This is a genomic window from Desulfosporosinus cupriresistens (genome assembly GCF_001707885.1).
In the GTDB taxonomy this organism is placed as follows: Bacteria; Bacillota; Desulfitobacteriia; order Desulfitobacteriales; family Desulfitobacteriaceae; genus Desulfosporosinus.
The window spans coordinates 1-16,934 of sequence record NZ_MASS01000022.1 but is presented as its reverse complement, the minus strand read 5'-3'; the positions used below and the strand labels follow the sequence as shown (position 1 = coordinate 16,934).

The following is a 16,934-nucleotide window of genomic DNA, read 5'->3' as shown; positions in this document are numbered from 1 at the left end:
ATGGTTTTGAGACCAGGGGCAGACATAATTAATGTTCTTAATGGAGTACTATGGAAACAAATGATGGTGGCTGGTGCGCAGGCCTTGGAACAAAAAAAGCAAGCGGTTGATGCTCTAAACGTTTTTCCAGTGCCCGATGGTGATACAGGAACGAACATGTTTTTGACCATTCAATCGGCAGTTAGGGATTCAGAGAGAGTATCCAGCCTTTCAATCAGTGAAGTGGCAAGTGCTGCTTCGATGGGCTCCCTAATGGGAGCTCGCGGAAATTCAGGGGTTATTCTTTCTCAGCTCTTACGGGGAATTGCTAAAGGCTTTGAAGGATTGCAAATAGCAAACCCTCTTCAAGTGGCGCAGGCTTTGCAAGCAGGTGTTGATACGGCGTACAAAGCAGTGATGAAACCTGTTGAGGGTACAATCCTGACGGTATCAAGAGAAACGGCGCGGGGTGCGTTGACTAGGGCCAAGGGGGGAGGATCACTTCTCGATACCCTCCTCGAAGGGCAACGCAAAGGCTTAGAGGCCCTCTCAAGAACCCCGGATTTGTTGCCAGCCTTGAAACAGGCGGGTGTTGTAGATGCTGGGGGACAGGGTTTCCTGATCATATTAAGTGGTTGGATCACTGTTTTAACTGGAGAAGCAATCAATCCTAATACGCTAAACGAAGTGGGAGAAAAGCCGACTTCGTTTGAGCACGAACACCCTGAAATTCAACGGAAATTCAAGCAAATTGAAAATCTGGACTATCCCTATTGCACTGAATTTTTAGTTAAGGGAACTGATTTGCGTGTTGAGCAGATGCGACAGGATTTAAACGGCCGCGGAGAGAGTTTGTTGGTTGTCGGGACACCTGAAGTGGTAAAAATTCATGTGCACGTTAGAAACCCCGGTAAAATTTTAGATTATGCTATCCAGTGGGGTTCGCTCCATGAAGTTCAAATTCATAACATGCTTGAGCAAAATGAAAATATGGCTCACGCGATGAAAACCGAATCAAACGATTCACTACAAGGGCCGATGAATGTTAACAATGCAGGTCATATGCGGAAAGATTATGGTATCGTTGCTGTTGCCATGGGACAAGGAATTGCGGATGTTTTTACTAGCTTGGGTGCAGATGAAGTAGTGTATGGCGGTCAAACTATGAATCCCAGTACAGAAGATCTGGCGGAAGCTGTTCGTAAAGTTCCAGCGCATCGAATTTTTATTTTACCCAATAATGGAAATATCGTGATGGCAGCCAGTCAAGTAAAAGAGGTTGTACAAGATCGTGAAGTCTATGTGATATCCAGCAAATCGATTCCTCAAGGGATTTCTGCGCTACTGAATTTTAATTCAGAAGGGGATGTGGAGGCGAACATCCAAAATATGAGCAGAGGCCTGAGTGCCGTTTGTTCTGGAGAGGTAACTTATGCAGTTCGCGATTCCCAGTATGGGACTTTAAAGATATCTGAGGGAGATATCTTGGGGTTGGTAGAAGATACGATTGTTACCTCAGGCCAAACACTATTTGAAGTTGCAAAGGCAACATTGGAGGAAATGGATTGGCAAACTCATGATTTGGTTACCATCTTCTATGGTAAAGAAACAAAAGAAGAAGAGGTTGAACAACTTGAAAATTGGCTTGGTGAGGTTAAACCGAGTGTTGAAGTAGAGGTTCATCCGGGTAGGCAACCGCTCTATTATTATATTTTTGGTGTAGAATAGGTTATCCTCCGGAAATTTTTCCGGGGGTTTTTTATATAGGGGGGTATATCGTGGGTAAGAGCAATGTCTTTGATCTTCTTGGACCGATCATGGTTGGTCCGTCTAGTTCACACACCGCCGGTGCGGTTCGTTTGGGTGCCATGGCCAGAAAAATATTGGGCGAAGAACCTATCAAAGGAACAATTGTTTTGCATGGCTCTTTTGCAACAACTGGGAAGGGGCATGGGACAAACTTAGCGTTAGTTGCGGGGCTTTTAGGCATGGCCCCGGATGACGAACGAATTTCAGAGGCCCCTAAGATTGCAAAGGAACGCGGTCTAGATTTTGTTTTTGAAACAGCGGACCTGGGAGATATCCATCCGAACAGTGTGAAATTTAATTTATTAGGTAAGAACGGGTGTCATGTTCAGGTTCTTGGGTCGTCTATCGGGGGAGGAACAATTGTCATTCGAGAGATTAATGATTTTCAGGTGGAGATTAGAGGCGACTATCCCACCTTAGTTATCCTGCACCAGGATCTGCCAGGGGTTGTGGCCCAAGTGACGCTCCTCCTGGCGACTGCCCAGATCAACATTGCGCACATGTGGGTATCCCGCGAAAAAAAGGGAGCGCAAGCCTTAATGATTTTGGAAACGGATCAGATAATTGACGATTCGGTTCTTGGTTTATTGCGGAAAATACCCAGGATCTATCAGGCCTTAGCTATTGAGCCGTTGGAATAGGAGGAGTTAATTATGCGTGCCTACGAAGACTGGGTCATCGAGGCTGAAGCTGGAGGGTTTAAAATAAGTCAAGTCGTATGCCAAAACCAGATGGAAGAATTAGAACAATCGGAGCAAGCGCTTTTTCAGCGTATGAGCAAGAACTTAAGGGTTATGCGAGAATCCGTTGAAGCAGGTCTTAGCGGCGAGCGTCGTTCTTTATCTGGTTTGGTAGGGGGAGATGCAGCGAAAATCGAGGCCAGGTGGCAAAAGGGTGAGAGCCTGATCGGCGGGCTAATGAGTAGTGCAATTGCCAGAGCTTTGGCAGTGGCCGAAGTTAACGCTTGTATGGGGAAAATTGTTGCTGCACCGACTGCGGGTTCCTGTGGGGTACTTCCTGCTGTTCTTTTGACGGTTGAGAAGGCTCTTGAAGTAGCAGAGCATGATCTTGTACTTGCTTTATTTACTGCTGCGGGATTAGGAATGGTCATTGCAGAACGAGCGAGTGTTTCTGGCGCTGAGAGTGGATGTCAGGCCGAAATAGGATCTGCAGCGGCAATGGCTGCTGCTGCGGCAGTGGAACTAGCAGGAGGCTCGCCTAGTCAGACGGCGGACGCTGCAGCAATCGCTATGAAATCGATGCTGGGTTTAGTGTGTGACCCTGTGGCAGGGCTGGTGGAGGTTCCCTGTGTCAAACGAAATGCAACGGGAGCCTCGATCGCTTTGGTAGCAGCTGAGATGGCTCTTTCAGGAGTGAAGAGTGCAATTCCGATTGATGAGGTTATCGATACTATGGGCTTGATAGGTAAACAAATGCCTTGTGCTTTAAAAGAAACTGCGCAAGGTGGCCTTGCAGTGACGCCGACGGGACGACGAATTCAGGCTGATTTTCTATGAAGCTTACTCAGATGCAACTCGTTTTGAATAATTTCCGGAGAGCTCTGCTAACAGAAGAAAAGCAAGGGTTTACGAATACCGGAGTCTTGGGGGGATTTAACAGTTTCTTACGAGGAATCCTTCCCAGACTTGAACAGCTATTTCCTGGTAATGATATGGAGCTTTTGAGACAATTGGCTCAGAATTATTCAACATGGAGCCCGCTGCGACGAAGAGAAGCCTTTTCGGAACTGCACCGGTTTATGCAAGAAGTGTCGTCTGAAGTTGCCGATTGTTTACCGCAAAGTGTACCCTTAATCGAGGATTTGAGTATACCAGAGAAACAGAAGATATCGGATAAACGGAAAAACACAAATCATAGAGGAGTAAACGAAAAGCGAGAAGCCGGAGAAGCCCAAGAAAACAAAGTGATACATAAAGATCAGCCAATTCAGGAAAAAGAAAGGCAAGAAATACCTATAAAAGGAGTGTCGAAAGGGTTAAATACTGTTTCCGAGCGATCGCGGCCCTTACAATACTTAAGAGGGGTTGGTCCGGAAAGAGCTAAGCAACTTGAAAAGCTAGGGATTCATAACGTATTAGATTTGCTCCTTTATTATCCCCGCAGGTATGAAGATCGCCGCAAGCGCTTGATTGCGGAGTTAAAAGATGGAGAAACGGCAACAATTGCCGGAGAAGTCGTGGCCGGTCAGGTAATGAATGGAAAATTGAAAGTGGTTAAATTAAGTATTCAGCAGCAAGGGCGCTTGTTTCAGGCAACATGGTTTAACCAAACCCACATTCTTAAGCAATATCCAGTAGGAACTCAAGTCGTTGTAACGGGAAAGGTGCGTTGGCAGCAACAGCAACCGGAAGTGTTGGCAACAGATATTGAAAAGGAGAATGCAAGTCAAGTAGATGTCCCTGATCATGGGTTGCAAACGATCCTCCCGGTTTATTCAGAAACCGCACGTTTATCATCAAAAGTAATACGCAACTTAATCCATAGTGTTTTGGATCAAGTGGATTCGTGTTTTCAAGAGATTATTCCCCAGGAAGAACTACAGGAATGGATGGGGCGGACTCAAGCCCATCGAGAAATTCACTTTCCGGTTAATTACACCAGTCTGTCCCAAGCGAGGGATCGCCTAGTTTGGGAAGAAGTTCTCTTTTTGCAATTGGCGGTCGCTGGACTACACCAAGGTATGGTTCGACTTGGAAGTCCTGTGTTATTGGGGGGGGAGGCACAGATCCAGAGTTTTTATAAAGCCTTACCTTTTAGACTGACCACAGCTCAACAACGAGTGATCAGTGAAATATTTCAAGATCTCGCTAGACCACACGGAATGGCCCGTTTGGTTCAAGGGGATGTTGGATCCGGCAAGACGGCGGTCGCCATGGCGGCGCTGTTACGTGCGATAGGATCGGGATACCAGGGGGCAATGATGGCCCCTACGGAAATTTTAGCGTTACAGCACTTTCAAGCGCTGGAAAAAGCGTTTACTCCTCTGGGAATTAAGGTTGTTTGTTTATTGGGTAGTCAGGGTAAAAGTGTGAGGGATCAAACATTGGCCCAGATAGCGGATGGTCGGGCACAAGTTATAGTAGGAACACATGCCCTTATTCAAGAAACGGTGGTATTTAAGGCTTTAGGACTTGCTGTTACAGATGAACAACATCGCTTTGGTGTCCGGCAGCGTTCACTTCTTCAAGGCAAAGGCGAAAATCCTCACGTTTTGGTCCTCACTGCGACCCCAATTCCACGGACGCTGGCCTTGACACTCTACGGCGATTTGCAGCTCTCTGTACTTAATGAGATGCCTGCTGGGCGAAAGCCTATTATTACTCGTAAATTGACGGAACGTGCCCGCTCGAAGATGGAATTATTTCTTGAAGAGCAAATCAATCTTGGAAGGCAGATTTTTGTTGTTTGTCCTTTAGTGGAAGAATCAGAAACGCTTGATCTTATTTCAGCGACCCAGAGAGCCACAGATCTCCAGCTTAGGTTTCCTACGTGTCGTGTTGCCCTTCTGCATGGAAGAATGAAGGGGGCCGAAAAAGAAGCGATCATGACAGCGTTTCACGACGGAGAAATTGATATTCTGGTTGCAACGACCGTGGTTGAAGTTGGAGTAAACGTCCCAAATGCCTCTGTTATGGTCATTGAAGCGGCCGAGCGTTTTGGCCTCGCCCAATTGCACCAACTCAGAGGGCGGGTTGGTCGAGGAAATGAACAGTCTTACTGTCTTTTGTTGTCAGGAAACAAAAACAGTCGTCGTTTAGATATTCTATGTCAAACAGAAGATGGGTTTAAAATTGCCGAAGAAGATATGCGTCTGCGCGGAACGGGGGAAATCTTAGGGACTCGGCAACACGGTTTAGCTCAATTGAATCTTACGGATCTTTCTCAAGACGGGCATTTGGTGGAAAAGGCATATCAGATGGCCCAGAAAGTATTACAGAATCCGGAAAAGTATGAATTGCTTTTTCAGGAAGTTCAGCGAACATTTCCACCGGAAAAAATAGGCGTTCATTAGGGAGAAAGTGAGAAGAAACAGGAGCCAGGAAAATCTTACGGCGCTCTTGTTTTTTCGTGCTTATGAGTAAGTATTTAAAGTAATTACTCATAATAACGTATATTTGATCGAAAAATTAAGTAGATATCTTGTCAAACATTAAAGAAATAAATAAAGTTGATGTTGAAACAAATAGTACTAAATATCCGATTATTGAATATTCAGATATTTAGAATTAATATTATATGGAACTGTCATTTAACTTATGGTAATATAAAAACACGAAAAAGCTAATACAGCTAAAATACTTAGGGATCACTTTTTAGTGTGTTGAGAAATTCATTGAAGGGGTTTGGTTCTATGTTGGAAGAAAACCAAAAAAACAATATTTCTGCCGATTTCATGTTCGATAGCTGGAAAAAAGAATATACTCATAAGTTGAAGTTCCGTGAGTTTCCTTCAATCCAAGCATCTCAAACATCGAAGGAAACATGCGATTTATTGAACCTTTCCGATGAGGTCAACGGCTTTAGTGGAGAACGTATCAGAGTTCATGAAAATTTAGCTGTCCAAGCATCCAATGCTCTTAAAGGAGCGAAAAGGCGGCGACGGCTTGCAAATTACCGAGTGTTATTTGAACATTCGTGTGACAGCTTCCTATTTATTGATTTAAAAGGTCACATTTTAGAAGCTAATCTGGCGGCCATAAAGGCTTATGGTTACACACATGAAGAATTATGCACTATGAAAATTCAAGATCTTAGAGCTGAGAAAACCATGGACCTAATCGAAATGCAACTGCAAGCCGCTTATAATAGTGGAATAATCTTTGAAACTTACCACGTGAGAAAAGATGGAGCACATTTTCCAGTAGAAGTGAGTTCACATCAAGTTGTAGTCAAACTTGAAAAAATACTATTAAGCGTCGTACGAGATATTGCTGAACGAAAACGTTTGGAAAAAGAGTTAGTAAAGACAGAAAGTATCAATGCAATCGGGAAGGTTGCATCCGGCCTAGCGCATGAAATTAGAAATCCTATTACTAGTGTCCACGGATTTCTTCAACTTGCCGCTAGTCAGAAGATGGATCAGATAAGGTTTGCTGAAAATTGCAATTTAATGCTCCAAGATCTTGAGCGTGCTAATTCAGTAATAACTGAGCTAATCTTAGTTGCCAATGAAAAGGGAATGGATTTAAAATTTTGGAATCTCAATCAACTTTTATTTTCTTTGCTTCCTACAATTCAGACCATAGCAAAATCCCAGGATAAAACAGTGGAAATTTTCTTTGAAGAAACTCAAGGAATCCCTTTGGATGCCATCGAGATTAAGAAACTGGTCCTTAACTTAGTCAATAATGCTCTTGAGTCAATGTTACCAGGTGGTAAAGTCACTCTGAGGACCCAGATGTTGGAGGACGCTCTCGTTTTATCCATTACGGATAATGGTTCTGGAATAAACCCGGAAATCCAAGACAAACTAGGAATCCCATTTTTCACAACTAAAGATACAGGGACTGGCCTGGGTTTGGTTATTTGTAATAGTATTGCAACTCGGCACAACGCCACGTTGAGCATTGAAAGTAACCAATTTGGCACCACAGTACAGATAAGATTTAAGGGTTTACCTACTGTAATATCGAGTTCCTACTCTCAAATGAATGAAAGGTAGGGTGTAATTGGATATGGGCGAAACTTTTTGCTCTGAAAATCCTAAATTACAAAATATAGGTTCTCTGAGCTCTTTAATTTAGAAAGAAAAAGGTATCATTTTTCTTGAGCGAAAAATGATACTTGAATTTCTGGGATGATTTGCCGGGTATGCGTGAGCTCAAATAGTCCAATAATAAAACCAGACTGAAAGCACAGATCTTATAAAATGCAGCAGCGAAGAAGGTCTGCTGCTTACACAAATAATTCTAAGGAGGTGTAAGCTTTGACTGAATCGAAAAAAACAATGGTCCAACTGACACCCGAATTAGAAAAGTTCAAATATGAAGTCGCGCAAGAAATTGGGATTGCTAATCGGAAACACAAAAGTTTTCCCAATTCACCACAACAATAATCTGTAGAGAAAGGGGTCAAGTAGGTTTAAAACCGACTTGACCCCTTTCTCTATTTGTCATTGTATATAACGCTCATAGTCTTCACGGTCAATTCCGGGATGCAGGCTAATTGCCAAAGCGCCAGCAATAATTTTGGCCGACGTTTGAATGAGTGAGTCGATTTCTTTGGGTGTAACCATCAAGTTGCCTTGAAAAGGAGAAAGCACATCATCAATGATTTGACTGAACGTTTCAGGTTTTATGCCCTTATAAAGTTTATATAATGTTGGACTAGTTACGAACTGCTGAAAGACACCTTCCACTACATCATGAGCTATTACGGCAGCGTTAACTACTGTAGGGAGCCCAATAGCAATTACTTTACAGCCTATGGTTTCTTCATTGATGCCAGAGCGTCGATTTCCTACTCCCGAACCAGGATGAATGCCAGTATCGGCGAGTTGTATGCTTGTGCCAACACGTTCCAAGGAACCGGCTGCCAGGGCGTCGATTGCAATGACCAAATCCGGCTTGACATGTTCCACGATTCCATGAATAATCTCAGCCGTTTCAATTCCGGTGATTCCCAATACACCTGGTGAAAGGGCACTGATTTTCCGCATTTGACCGTGTAATTCAGTAGGAGCGAGTTGAAAAAGATGACGGGTAACCATAGTTTTGTTTATGACTTGAGGGCCTAAGGCGTCGGGGGTAGCATTCCAGTTTCCTAAGCCGATTAATAAAACACTGGCATCTTCTTTAAGATTCATCAGTTCAATTAATCTATCTGCTAAAACGTGGGTAATTTCTTCATGAATGACATAATCATTATTTCGAATCTCAGGAGCATCAATGGTAATATACTGTCCTTTAGGTTTGCCAATCTGTTCAACTCCTTCATCGGTCTTAACAGTAATTATTGTGACCTTGGCATGTTCGAGTTCTTGTTCATCCATTAGGACGCCGGGAATTTCTTCCCCGCTTTCCCCACGTAGGAGTTGATGAGCTTCAACTGCTAAATCAAGCTGGACATTTAGGTGTCGATAAAATTCTGATTTTTTCATTTTTCGCTGCTCCTTTATTGTATTTATACAAAACTTAAAAAGTCACTGAGGCTTTATAGCTCCAGTGAACAGAGAGGGAAAACGAAAGTAACGAAAACAGATAGGAAAGGTGCCATAGCTAGTATAGGCAAAAACTAAAATGATATGCACGATATTCATAGAAGAAATTCACACTTGCTATGGTATACTGATAGATGAAGGTATTTTCTAAATATCTATATTGGTGGCTGTAAAGCTCAATAAGCTCTGCTATAATATAATATGGAGGATTTATGAGGATTATTGCAGGTGAGATGCGTGGTCGTCAACTTAAGGCGGTAGAAGGAACGCTAACGCGCCCGACCTCAGATAAAGTGAAGGGTGCTATTTTTAATGTTTTAGGGGATAAAGTCTTGGATGCCCGGGTATTAGATCTATTTGCTGGAACCGGAAATCTAGCTATCGAAGCACTTTCCCGTGGTTCGCGGGAAGCAGTGCTGGTAGAGAAGAGTCTTAACGCTCATAAGGTCATATGTGAAAATCTTGAAAAAGTTGGGGTAAGCCCAAAGGCCAAACTTTTATTGATGGACGCCTTTACGTATATAAACCGATACCCTTCTGAAGTTTTTGATCTTATTTTTCTCGATCCCCCTTATCACAAGGAACTTGTTTCTAAGGCGATCTTGACTTTTAAGGAGCACTTTTATTTAGCACCATTCGGCGTTATCGTCGCTGAAACGGCTAAAGACGAAGAATTAAATGGTGATATCTTTCCGTTTGAAATTCGTAAAACAGGCGAGTATGGCGACACAAAAGTATGGTATTTACAGAGAATGGATGTATGACGAGGGAGAGGATATAAGTGGAAAGTGATATCTTAAGTTTACTTAATGAAGTGGAAGAAATTGTCGATCATGGGCCTAAGATCCCGATGACGGGAAAAGTCTTGGTCGATGATACAGTCATCTTTGAATTACTAGATCGCGTACGTGCGGCCTTGCCAGAAGAGCTGACCAATGCTAAATGGGTTTTAAAAGAACGGGAACGGATTTTAAATGAAGCTCAAGTGGAAGCTCAGAGACTCATGGAGCGTGGTAAAAATTACGTCGATAAGATGGCAGTAGAAAATGAAGTGGTTAAACAGGCCCAGAGCTATGGAGAAGACATCGTTAGACAGGCACAAACATTTGCCAATGAAGTAAAAATTGGGGCCGTTCAATACGCCGACGAAATGCTTCAGCATGTTGAACAGAGTTTGTACGAAACGCTTCAAGCATTGCGTAAAAATCGCGAGCAATTAAAAGGGTTAGCCAAAGAAGAACGCGATCAGCCGGGTAACTACGAAAGAGAGAAGGGGGAATAACACCCTTCTCTCTTTCGTAAGACTTGCCAGAGGCGAAACAAGGTTGCTTTAGCGCACTGATTGTCGAATCAAGGAGAACATTAGAAAAATAGTCATGATCCCAACAAAAACAAAGGAGCTTAATTGCCATGTATTCCACCAGAGAGCCGATGTGCTTGGACCTTGGATCGGAAAAAGGGAAGAGGTCGGCACTTTCGCAACTAAGAGGAGGAGTTGGCTTAATCCTAGAGCAATAATTGCTTGAAGGGCCCGAGCAACCACAAATGAGGAAAAGCGCAAATCAGTTCCGCTAATTAATCCAGCGACTTGGGCGAATACTGAAAGACCACCCCAGCCCATTAGGAGGGTTATAAGTGCCACCTGTTGATGAAGTGAAGAAAGGGCTCGGATTGTCTCCTGGCAACCTAACGTCATTTCAAAAAGACCATTGAAAAAAGCTAGGAAAACGGGAATCTGAACAATACGGATAACACTGTGACTAAGAGTGGCTAATAGCAGGGTAATATGCCAGGTGTTTAAGAGTCGAAGGATCACTGAAAAGAAGGCCATAAAACCAGCAACCATAAGGACAGTCGTTGTACTTTGTCTGATGGCATCGCCAAGAATTTGCCCGAAAGCCCGGTTGTCTTTGGCCTGGGCGTTTTTCATTTCGTACCATGCTCTTTTGAATGAAGGCAAATTGGTTGTTTGCTGAGAACCCGGTGTTACGCGATAGAAACGAAAAAGAATTCCAACAATGATGTTCGCAAGATAAACAGAGCTGACCAATACGATGCCAAGCGTAGGTTTACCCAACATCCCAGAGGCTACAGCACCAAACATAAATCCAGGGCTAGGGTTATTAGTAAAGGCTAAAAGACGTTCCCCTTCTACACGGGTGATTTCTCCAGTTTGGCGAAGCCGCGCAGTCAGCACCGCCCCCATTGGAAAACCTGATGTGTATCCCATGGCCACAACAAAGGCCGCCTTGCCGGGAAGACGAAAAAGCGGACGCATGAATGATTCCAGAAGTATACCGAGAAAGTGGACAAATCCTGCCGCCATCAGGAGCTCGGAAAGGATAAAAAAGGGGAGTAAAGCGGGGAGGACAAAACGCCACCATAAGGTCAAGCCTCCGCCTGCAGAGCTAAGTACTTCCTGGGGATAGATAAACATGCTGAGGGCAAGGAGACTTAAGGCCAACGCACGGGCAACTGTGGACATGAAAATATCACCTTCCTTCATAATTTATATGGAGGATTTTTGGTCCCTAGAAGTCGGACGTTTCAGTTTGATCAAGTTATAAAACTCAGACTTACATTAAAGCTTCAATATTATAAATTTTCTGAAATTAATTTAATAATAATCATGTTTGGACTTGAAAACACCTAAAATTTTGTGCTACACTCAGGGAGTAAGCAAACTCAAAAAGGGTACATCTGGAAAAAGTGGAAAACTAGTTTTGTTATTTGGGTCAAGTCACTTCTAAATGCTAGTAGAAAAGTCATGGATTGGTAGAAAAAATATAAGGGGGCATAATACTTGAAAATTCTTGTTGTAAATTGTGGGAGTTCTTCACTAAAATATCAATTGATAGACATGACTACAAAGGACACAGTCGGTATAGGGCTAGTTGAACGCATCGGTCTTGAGGGTGCTGTACTTACACATCGCACGGCTTCAGGAGAAAAAGAAGTCATTACAACTGAAATCCCAAATCATACGGTAGCCATTGAGCTTGTGTTAAAAGCTTTGGTGTCCCCTACATACGGGGCAGTCAATGATTTAAAAGAAATTGCGGCTGTTGGACATCGCGTTGTACATGGAGGAGAGAATTTTGCGAAATCTGCAATAATTGATAGTGCGGTCATGCAGGCCATCCAGGATTGCATAGAGATAGCGCCGCTTCATAATCCTCCCAATATCTCAGGGATTGAAGCATGCCAGAAACTTATGCCAGGGATTCCTCAAGTGGCGGTCTTTGATACCGCTTTCCATCAAACCATGCCAGATTATGCATATCTCTATGGATTAACTTACGAACTGTATGAAAAATACAAAATTCGGAGATATGGTTTTCATGGAACGTCCCATAAGTATGTTAGCCAGCGCGCTGCGGCCCTGCTCGGAAAACCTGCAGAAGAGCTGAAGCTCATCACCTGCCATTTAGGTAATGGTTCCTCAATTACCGCTATTAAGGGAGGAAAATCCATTGAAACCTCTATGGGCTTCACTCCTTTGCAAGGACTTCTGATGGGAACACGCTCCGGAGATTTGGACCCAGCAACTGTTACCTATATTATGCGTAAAGAAAATCTAAGTTCTGATCAGATGGACAATTTCCTGAATAAAAAATGCGGTGTGCTCGGGGTCTCAGGGGTAAGCAGTGACTTTAGGGACATTGAGAAAGCAGCGGAAGAAGGAAATTACCGTGCTAAGATTGCTTTAGAAATTTTCGCATATCAAGCTAAGAAATATATTGGTACTTATGCTGCAGCGTTAAATGGCGTAGATGCTATTATATTTACGGCAGGACTTGGAGAAAACTCATTTACGATGCGAGCAGCTATCTGCGCTAATATGAGCTACCTAGGTGTAGAGATTGATGAAGAGAAAAATAAGGTCCGGGGTGTGGAAGCGGATGTTTCTAAAACGAATGCATCTTGTCGGGTTTTAGTTATCCCGACCAATGAAGAACTGATGATTGCTCTAGATACGTTTGAATTAACTCGCTAGGGTGGAGAAGAAGTGTCTTAGCATCCTACGGCGATAAGTGTTCGTTATGGGTTAGCGCCTTCGGCGATACTCTCCACTGGAGACTATCGTGATGGCACGCTGCGTTGCTATTTGCTTGTCGGTTTGACTTTCTGTGTTCTCTAAGCTAGTGAATTCCTCGGGTTTGGTTCTCGTGAAGGTTAAGAAGTACGTATTTCGAAACTGCCTGTAGCTAACGAAGCCTCCCACTTAAAAGAAGTAAGAATCTTAGAAGTGGATTAGGAGTATAATATACTAAGTAAAGAGTTTTCACTTGACAAAGAAAAATGTGCCAACTATAATAGTGGATGTGTATTGGGGTGGATAATATGAAAGTGAATGTAGCCCAGGTTCGTAATAAGGAAGGTGGAAGTGCCTGTTTCGATTTGGTCGAAGATTTTTCTTCCTTCGATTTGGGAACAGAAGCCCTTTCGTTTCAAGCACCGGTACATGTTCAACTTCAGGTAAACAACACAAGTAAAGCTTTGTTGGTTCACGGGACGATTCACACGGATCTTAAAGCTACGTGTGGACGTTGTCTAGAGACGTTTGTTTATCCATTTGATCTCTCCTTCCAAGACGAATGGGTTTTTCGAACACTGGCAACCGAAGATCAGCTTGAGACAGCACTTCTTTTGGACAAAGATGAGATCGAGATCAAGGATCGAATCTTTGAACAAATTGTGTTAGCTTTGCCGATGAAGTTTATTTGTTCAGCAGAGTGTCAGGGATTATGCCCGACCTGTGGTGCGAACCGAAATCTGACTCCGTGTCATTGCGGGGAGAGCAACATTGACCCTCGGTTAGCGGCACTGTCCAAGTGGCAATTCAATGACTAATTAATTTTAGAGAACCTAAAGGGGGTGTAATTATGGGTGTACCGCAACATCGCCAATCAAAATCAAGAGTACGCAAACGTCGGGCTATGTGGAAAATAACTGCACCAAACCACATCGAATGCCCCCAATGCCATAAACCGAAAATGCCTCATTATATATGCCCTAGCTGTGGGTATTATAATTCAAAGGTAGTTATTGCTGTAGAATCTTAAGGTTTAGCGTGCAAGAACAAAGAGCTCTGAAATAGGGGCTCTTTTGTTTTACGGGGATGTGTGAAAACTCAGTCTCCAAAATTTCAAGTGGTTATAACAATCAATAAGCGTCCTCATTTCACTATTAAAGTGGAGTGAGGACGCTTGTGTTTTGATGATATAGAAGCAAAAGTGGGGATGTGAAAAATATAGTTAGCACAGCCCCTATAAGCTATTATTCCATATTCCATCTACCTTCGACAGGGTTATTTATTGATAAGTGAAGCGCGATGGTTTATAATTGTGACCAGGTCGTAATTCCGATGAATAAATGTTCGAGGTGTGAGTACGAACTTAGGTCCTCGAACCGCGACGTGGTATAGTTAGTCAGAGAATATTAATCAGGAAATTGTAAGTAGGGTGAGAAATGGTGATATAGATGGCCCGATATAGTAAAGTAGATCGCCGTAAAGTATTAGGAGAAGCACTTTCCAAGCATCCATTCTTTACCGACGAAGAGCTTGCAGAGCGATTTAAAGTGAGTGTCTCAACCATTCGTCTAGATCGTGGAGAACTGGGTATCCCGGAACTTCGAGAACGAACCCGAGTGGTAGCTCAAGAAGCTTACTCAACATTAAAGTCTTTAGATGATCAGGAATTAATCGGAAAACTGTTAGAACTAGCTATTGGAGAGAGAGCCCGTTCTGAGTTGCTAATTGACGAAAGCATGGTCTTGACTAAGGCCAGAGTTGCTCGCGGACATTATCTGTTTGCCCAGGCTAATTCTCTAGCCATTAGCTTAGTGGATGCGCCGATGGCCTTGACTGGGAGTGTCGAACTAAAGTTTTTACGACCAGTTCAGTTAGGTGAGATCGCTGTTGCTGAAGGAATAGTGCTCAAACGTAAGCAGAGTAAATATTGGGTCCAAGTATCGGTAAAAGTTGATTCGGAGGAAGTGCTCCGAGGAACCTGGGTTCTTTTTGCATTTTTTGGACTTGAGGATGTACGGGAAACGGAGATGGAATAAATGAGAATTGCTGTGGATGCAATGGGTGGCGATTATGCCCCGGAGGAGATTATAAAAGGGACACTGATGGCCGCAGAAAAGAATCCTAATGTAGATCTCATTTTGGTGGGGCCAAAAGAGCGGGTGCTTCCCTCCTTAACAGGCACGAGACCTAAGAACATATCGTTTGTTGAAGCTACGGAGGTCATCGAGATGGACGAGCACCCTGCCAATGCCGTTCGTAAGAAAAAGGATGCTACGATAGTGGTTGCGACCCGATTAGTAAAGCAAGGAGAAGCAGATGCCGTCGTGAGTGCGGGAAGTACTGGAGCACAAATGGCTGCTGCCCTTCTCGGCTTAGGGCGCATAAAGGGAATTGAAAGACCTGCTATTGCCACAGTCCTTCCGACTGTGGAGGGAGGGAAGCTTATTCTCGATGTCGGAGCTAATTTAGATGCGACACCAGAGCAACTTTGCCAATATGCACTGATGGGCAGCATTTATGCAGCAAGAATATTGAAGATTCCAAATCCGCGCGTTGGTCTGCTCAATGTAGGTAGTGAAGAAGGGAAAGGAAATGAACTTACCCAGAAAGCCTACCTGTTGCTTAAAGAAGCGCCCATCAATTTTCTCGGGAATGTCGAAGGACGGGATGTCCCCTATGGGCGTGCTGATGTGGTTGTTTGTGACGGTTTCGTGGGAAATGTATTGCTTAAAACGGCTGAAGGGCTGGCAGGGGTATTTGTTCAGGTTATTAAGGAAAAAATTACTTCAACCACGGTCCGTAAGCTAGGGGCAATGGCCGTCAAACCGGGTTTAAAAGAGTTCGCTCAGATGATGGATTATGCTGAGTATGGCGGGGCCCCTCTGCTTGGGGTCAATGGGATTAGTATTATATGTCATGGAAGTTCAAAAGCGAAGGCGATTTTAAATGCCATCCGGGTGGCCCAGGAATGTGTGCAAACGCATTTTATTGAACAGATTCGGGAAGAGCTTCCTAAGTGAGTCTGATGTTTAATAAACAGAAAAGAGGACATGTGACTATGCGAAGTGTTGGTATTGTGGGGACAGGATCATATCTTCCCGAAAAGGTTTTAACCAATGCGGATTTAGAGAAGATTGTGGACACAAAGGATGAATGGATCTCTACACGCACTGGAATTAAGGAGCGACATATCGCCTCGAAAGACACCCCTGTCTCGGAATTATGTTACTTTGCGGGCTTGAGAGCTTTAGAGGACGCTCAGATTTACCCTGAAGAGGTTGACCTCATTATTGTGGCGACGATAACACCTGACTATGCATTTCCGGCGACTGCTTGCCTCGTGGCAGAGCGTTTAGGGGCAAAAAATGCAGCGGCTTTTGATCTGGAAGCAGGATGTACTGGATTTATTTATACAGTGGCAACCGCTAGTCAGTTTGTTGCTACGGGAATGTATAAAACCGTACTCGTCATTGGCGGAGAAACAATGAGCAAAATTCTAAACTGGGAAGACCGTTCAACGTGTATTCTCTTCGGTGATGGGGCGGGGGCTGCAGTTTTACAACCGGTCCAAGAAGGATTTGGCTTTTTGAGCTTCGAATTAGGTTCAGACGGTTCTGGCGGTATGTTGCTTAGTCAACCAGCGGGCGGCTCGAAGTGTCCGGCCAGCTTAGAATCAGTAGGCAAGAACTTACATACTCTTCAGATGGAGGGTAAAGAAGTCTATAAATTTGCTATTCGGATTATGGGGGATGTTTCTCTAAAGGTTCTTGAGAAGGCCGGTTTAACGAAAGAAGATGTGGATCTGCTAGTCCCACATCAAGCAAATATCCGGATTGTCGATGCTGCGATTAAACGCCTGGGAATTTCACCAGATAAAGTAGTTGTAAACTTGGACAAGTATGGTAATATGTCAGCAGCGTCCATTCCTGT

The 16,934-nt window shown here is 43.7% G+C and carries 16 protein-coding genes; 14 read left to right on the top strand and 2 right to left on the bottom strand.

Annotation, left to right across the window (positions count from 1 at the left end; genetic code table 11):
- From DSBG_RS10565 to DSBG_RS10540, 6 genes are all read left to right on the top strand, one after another.
- The gene (locus tag DSBG_RS10565) at positions 1-1,707 is read left to right on the top strand and encodes a DAK2 domain-containing protein (protein ID WP_068964291.1); all 1,707 of its coding nucleotides are present in this window, start codon (positions 1-3) and stop codon (positions 1,705-1,707) included.
- 50 nt (positions 1,708-1,757) lie between these two features.
- On the top strand, positions 1,758-2,429 hold the full coding sequence (sdaAB, locus tag DSBG_RS10560) for an L-serine ammonia-lyase, iron-sulfur-dependent subunit beta (protein WP_068964289.1): 672 nt from the start codon (positions 1,758-1,760) through the stop codon (positions 2,427-2,429).
- A gap of 12 nt (positions 2,430-2,441) precedes the next feature.
- The gene (gene sdaAA / locus DSBG_RS10555) at positions 2,442-3,305 is read left to right on the top strand and encodes an L-serine ammonia-lyase, iron-sulfur-dependent, subunit alpha (RefSeq protein WP_068964287.1); all 864 of its coding nucleotides are present in this window, start codon (positions 2,442-2,444) and stop codon (positions 3,303-3,305) included.
- Positions 3,302-5,821 carry an ATP-dependent DNA helicase RecG gene (gene recG / locus DSBG_RS10550; RefSeq protein ID WP_068964285.1) on the top strand — a complete coding sequence of 840 codons (2,520 nt, stop codon included), beginning with the start codon at positions 3,302-3,304 and terminating at the stop codon, positions 5,819-5,821. The genes sdaAA and recG overlap by 4 nt, the downstream gene beginning before the upstream one ends.
- Before the next feature lie 339 nt (positions 5,822-6,160).
- Positions 6,161-7,471: an ATP-binding protein gene (locus DSBG_RS10545; RefSeq protein ID WP_068964283.1), complete on the top strand. Its 1,311-nt coding sequence runs from the start codon at positions 6,161-6,163 to the stop codon at positions 7,469-7,471.
- Between the two features lie 264 nt (positions 7,472-7,735).
- Positions 7,736-7,864 carry a small, acid-soluble spore protein, alpha/beta type gene (locus tag DSBG_RS10540; protein ID WP_009620355.1) on the top strand — a complete coding sequence of 43 codons (129 nt, stop codon included), beginning with the start codon at positions 7,736-7,738 and terminating at the stop codon, positions 7,862-7,864.
- A gap of 57 nt (positions 7,865-7,921) precedes the next feature.
- On the opposite strand, the gene gpr is transcribed toward DSBG_RS10540, so the two are convergent.
- Entirely contained in the window at positions 7,922-8,908 is a 987-nt protein-coding gene (gpr, locus tag DSBG_RS10535) for a GPR endopeptidase (RefSeq protein ID WP_068964281.1), read from the bottom strand.
- A gap of 272 nt (positions 8,909-9,180) precedes the next feature.
- Here gpr and rsmD point away from each other — a divergent pair, with 272 nt between their 5' ends.
- Positions 9,181-9,732, top strand: coding sequence for a 16S rRNA (guanine(966)-N(2))-methyltransferase RsmD (gene rsmD / locus DSBG_RS10530; RefSeq protein ID WP_068964279.1), 552 nt, complete (start codon positions 9,181-9,183; stop codon positions 9,730-9,732).
- 17 nt (positions 9,733-9,749) lie between these two features.
- Positions 9,750-10,250, top strand: coding sequence for an ATPase (locus DSBG_RS10525; protein WP_068964278.1), 501 nt, complete (start codon positions 9,750-9,752; stop codon positions 10,248-10,250).
- Between the two features lie 48 nt (positions 10,251-10,298).
- On the opposite strand, the gene ylbJ is transcribed toward DSBG_RS10525, so the two are convergent.
- Positions 10,299-11,453, bottom strand: a complete 1,155-nt coding sequence (ylbJ, locus tag DSBG_RS10520) for a sporulation integral membrane protein YlbJ (protein WP_068964276.1) — start codon at positions 11,451-11,453, stop codon at positions 10,299-10,301.
- A gap of 318 nt (positions 11,454-11,771) precedes the next feature.
- On the opposite strand from ylbJ, the gene DSBG_RS10515 reads away from it, so the two are divergent.
- From DSBG_RS10515 to DSBG_RS10495, 6 genes are all read left to right on the top strand, one after another.
- Positions 11,772-12,965, top strand: coding sequence for an acetate/propionate family kinase (locus tag DSBG_RS10515; RefSeq protein ID WP_068964273.1), 1,194 nt, complete (start codon positions 11,772-11,774; stop codon positions 12,963-12,965).
- Positions 12,966-13,312: 347 nt separating this feature from the next.
- Positions 13,313-13,822 carry a YceD family protein gene (locus tag DSBG_RS10510; RefSeq protein WP_068964271.1) on the top strand — a complete coding sequence of 170 codons (510 nt, stop codon included), beginning with the start codon at positions 13,313-13,315 and terminating at the stop codon, positions 13,820-13,822.
- Positions 13,823-13,854: 32 nt separating this feature from the next.
- On the top strand, positions 13,855-14,034 hold the full coding sequence (gene rpmF, locus DSBG_RS21785) for a 50S ribosomal protein L32 (RefSeq protein ID WP_083236817.1): 180 nt from the start codon (positions 13,855-13,857) through the stop codon (positions 14,032-14,034).
- A 418-nt stretch (positions 14,035-14,452) separates the two neighbouring features.
- The gene (fapR, locus tag DSBG_RS10505; protein WP_068964269.1) at positions 14,453-15,040 is read left to right on the top strand and encodes a transcription factor FapR; all 588 of its coding nucleotides are present in this window, start codon (positions 14,453-14,455) and stop codon (positions 15,038-15,040) included.
- Positions 15,041-16,024: a phosphate acyltransferase PlsX gene (gene plsX, locus DSBG_RS10500; protein ID WP_068964267.1), complete on the top strand. Its 984-nt coding sequence runs from the start codon at positions 15,041-15,043 to the stop codon at positions 16,022-16,024.
- A gap of 38 nt (positions 16,025-16,062) precedes the next feature.
- Positions 16,063-16,934 (top strand): beta-ketoacyl-ACP synthase III (locus DSBG_RS10495; protein ID WP_068964265.1); only part of this gene is annotated, 872 nt, incomplete at its 3' end.

Bases quoted from the DNA above. Each gene is read 5' to 3' on its own strand.
- rsmD (WP_068964279.1), top strand. From the start codon at position 9,181: ATGAGGATTATTGCAGGTGAGATGCGTGGTCGTCAACTTAAGGCGGTA.
- rpmF (WP_083236817.1), top strand. From the start codon at position 13,855: ATGGGTGTACCGCAACATCGCCAATCAAAATCAAGAGTACGCAAACGT.
- fapR (WP_068964269.1), top strand. From the start codon at position 14,453: ATGGCCCGATATAGTAAAGTAGATCGCCGTAAAGTATTAGGAGAAGCA.
- sdaAA (WP_068964287.1), top strand. From the start codon at position 2,442: ATGCGTGCCTACGAAGACTGGGTCATCGAGGCTGAAGCTGGAGGGTTT.
- plsX (WP_068964267.1), top strand. From the start codon at position 15,041: ATGAGAATTGCTGTGGATGCAATGGGTGGCGATTATGCCCCGGAGGAG.
- DSBG_RS10510 (WP_068964271.1), top strand. From the start codon at position 13,313: ATGAAAGTGAATGTAGCCCAGGTTCGTAATAAGGAAGGTGGAAGTGCC.
- ylbJ (WP_068964276.1), bottom strand. From the start codon at position 11,453: ATGTCCACAGTTGCCCGTGCGTTGGCCTTAAGTCTCCTTGCCCTCAGC.
- recG (WP_068964285.1), top strand. From the start codon at position 3,302: ATGAAGCTTACTCAGATGCAACTCGTTTTGAATAATTTCCGGAGAGCT.
- gpr (WP_068964281.1), bottom strand. From the start codon at position 8,908: ATGAAAAAATCAGAATTTTATCGACACCTAAATGTCCAGCTTGATTTA.
- DSBG_RS10545 (WP_068964283.1), top strand. From the start codon at position 6,161: ATGTTGGAAGAAAACCAAAAAAACAATATTTCTGCCGATTTCATGTTC.
- DSBG_RS10565 (WP_068964291.1), top strand. From the start codon at position 1: ATGGTTTTGAGACCAGGGGCAGACATAATTAATGTTCTTAATGGAGTA.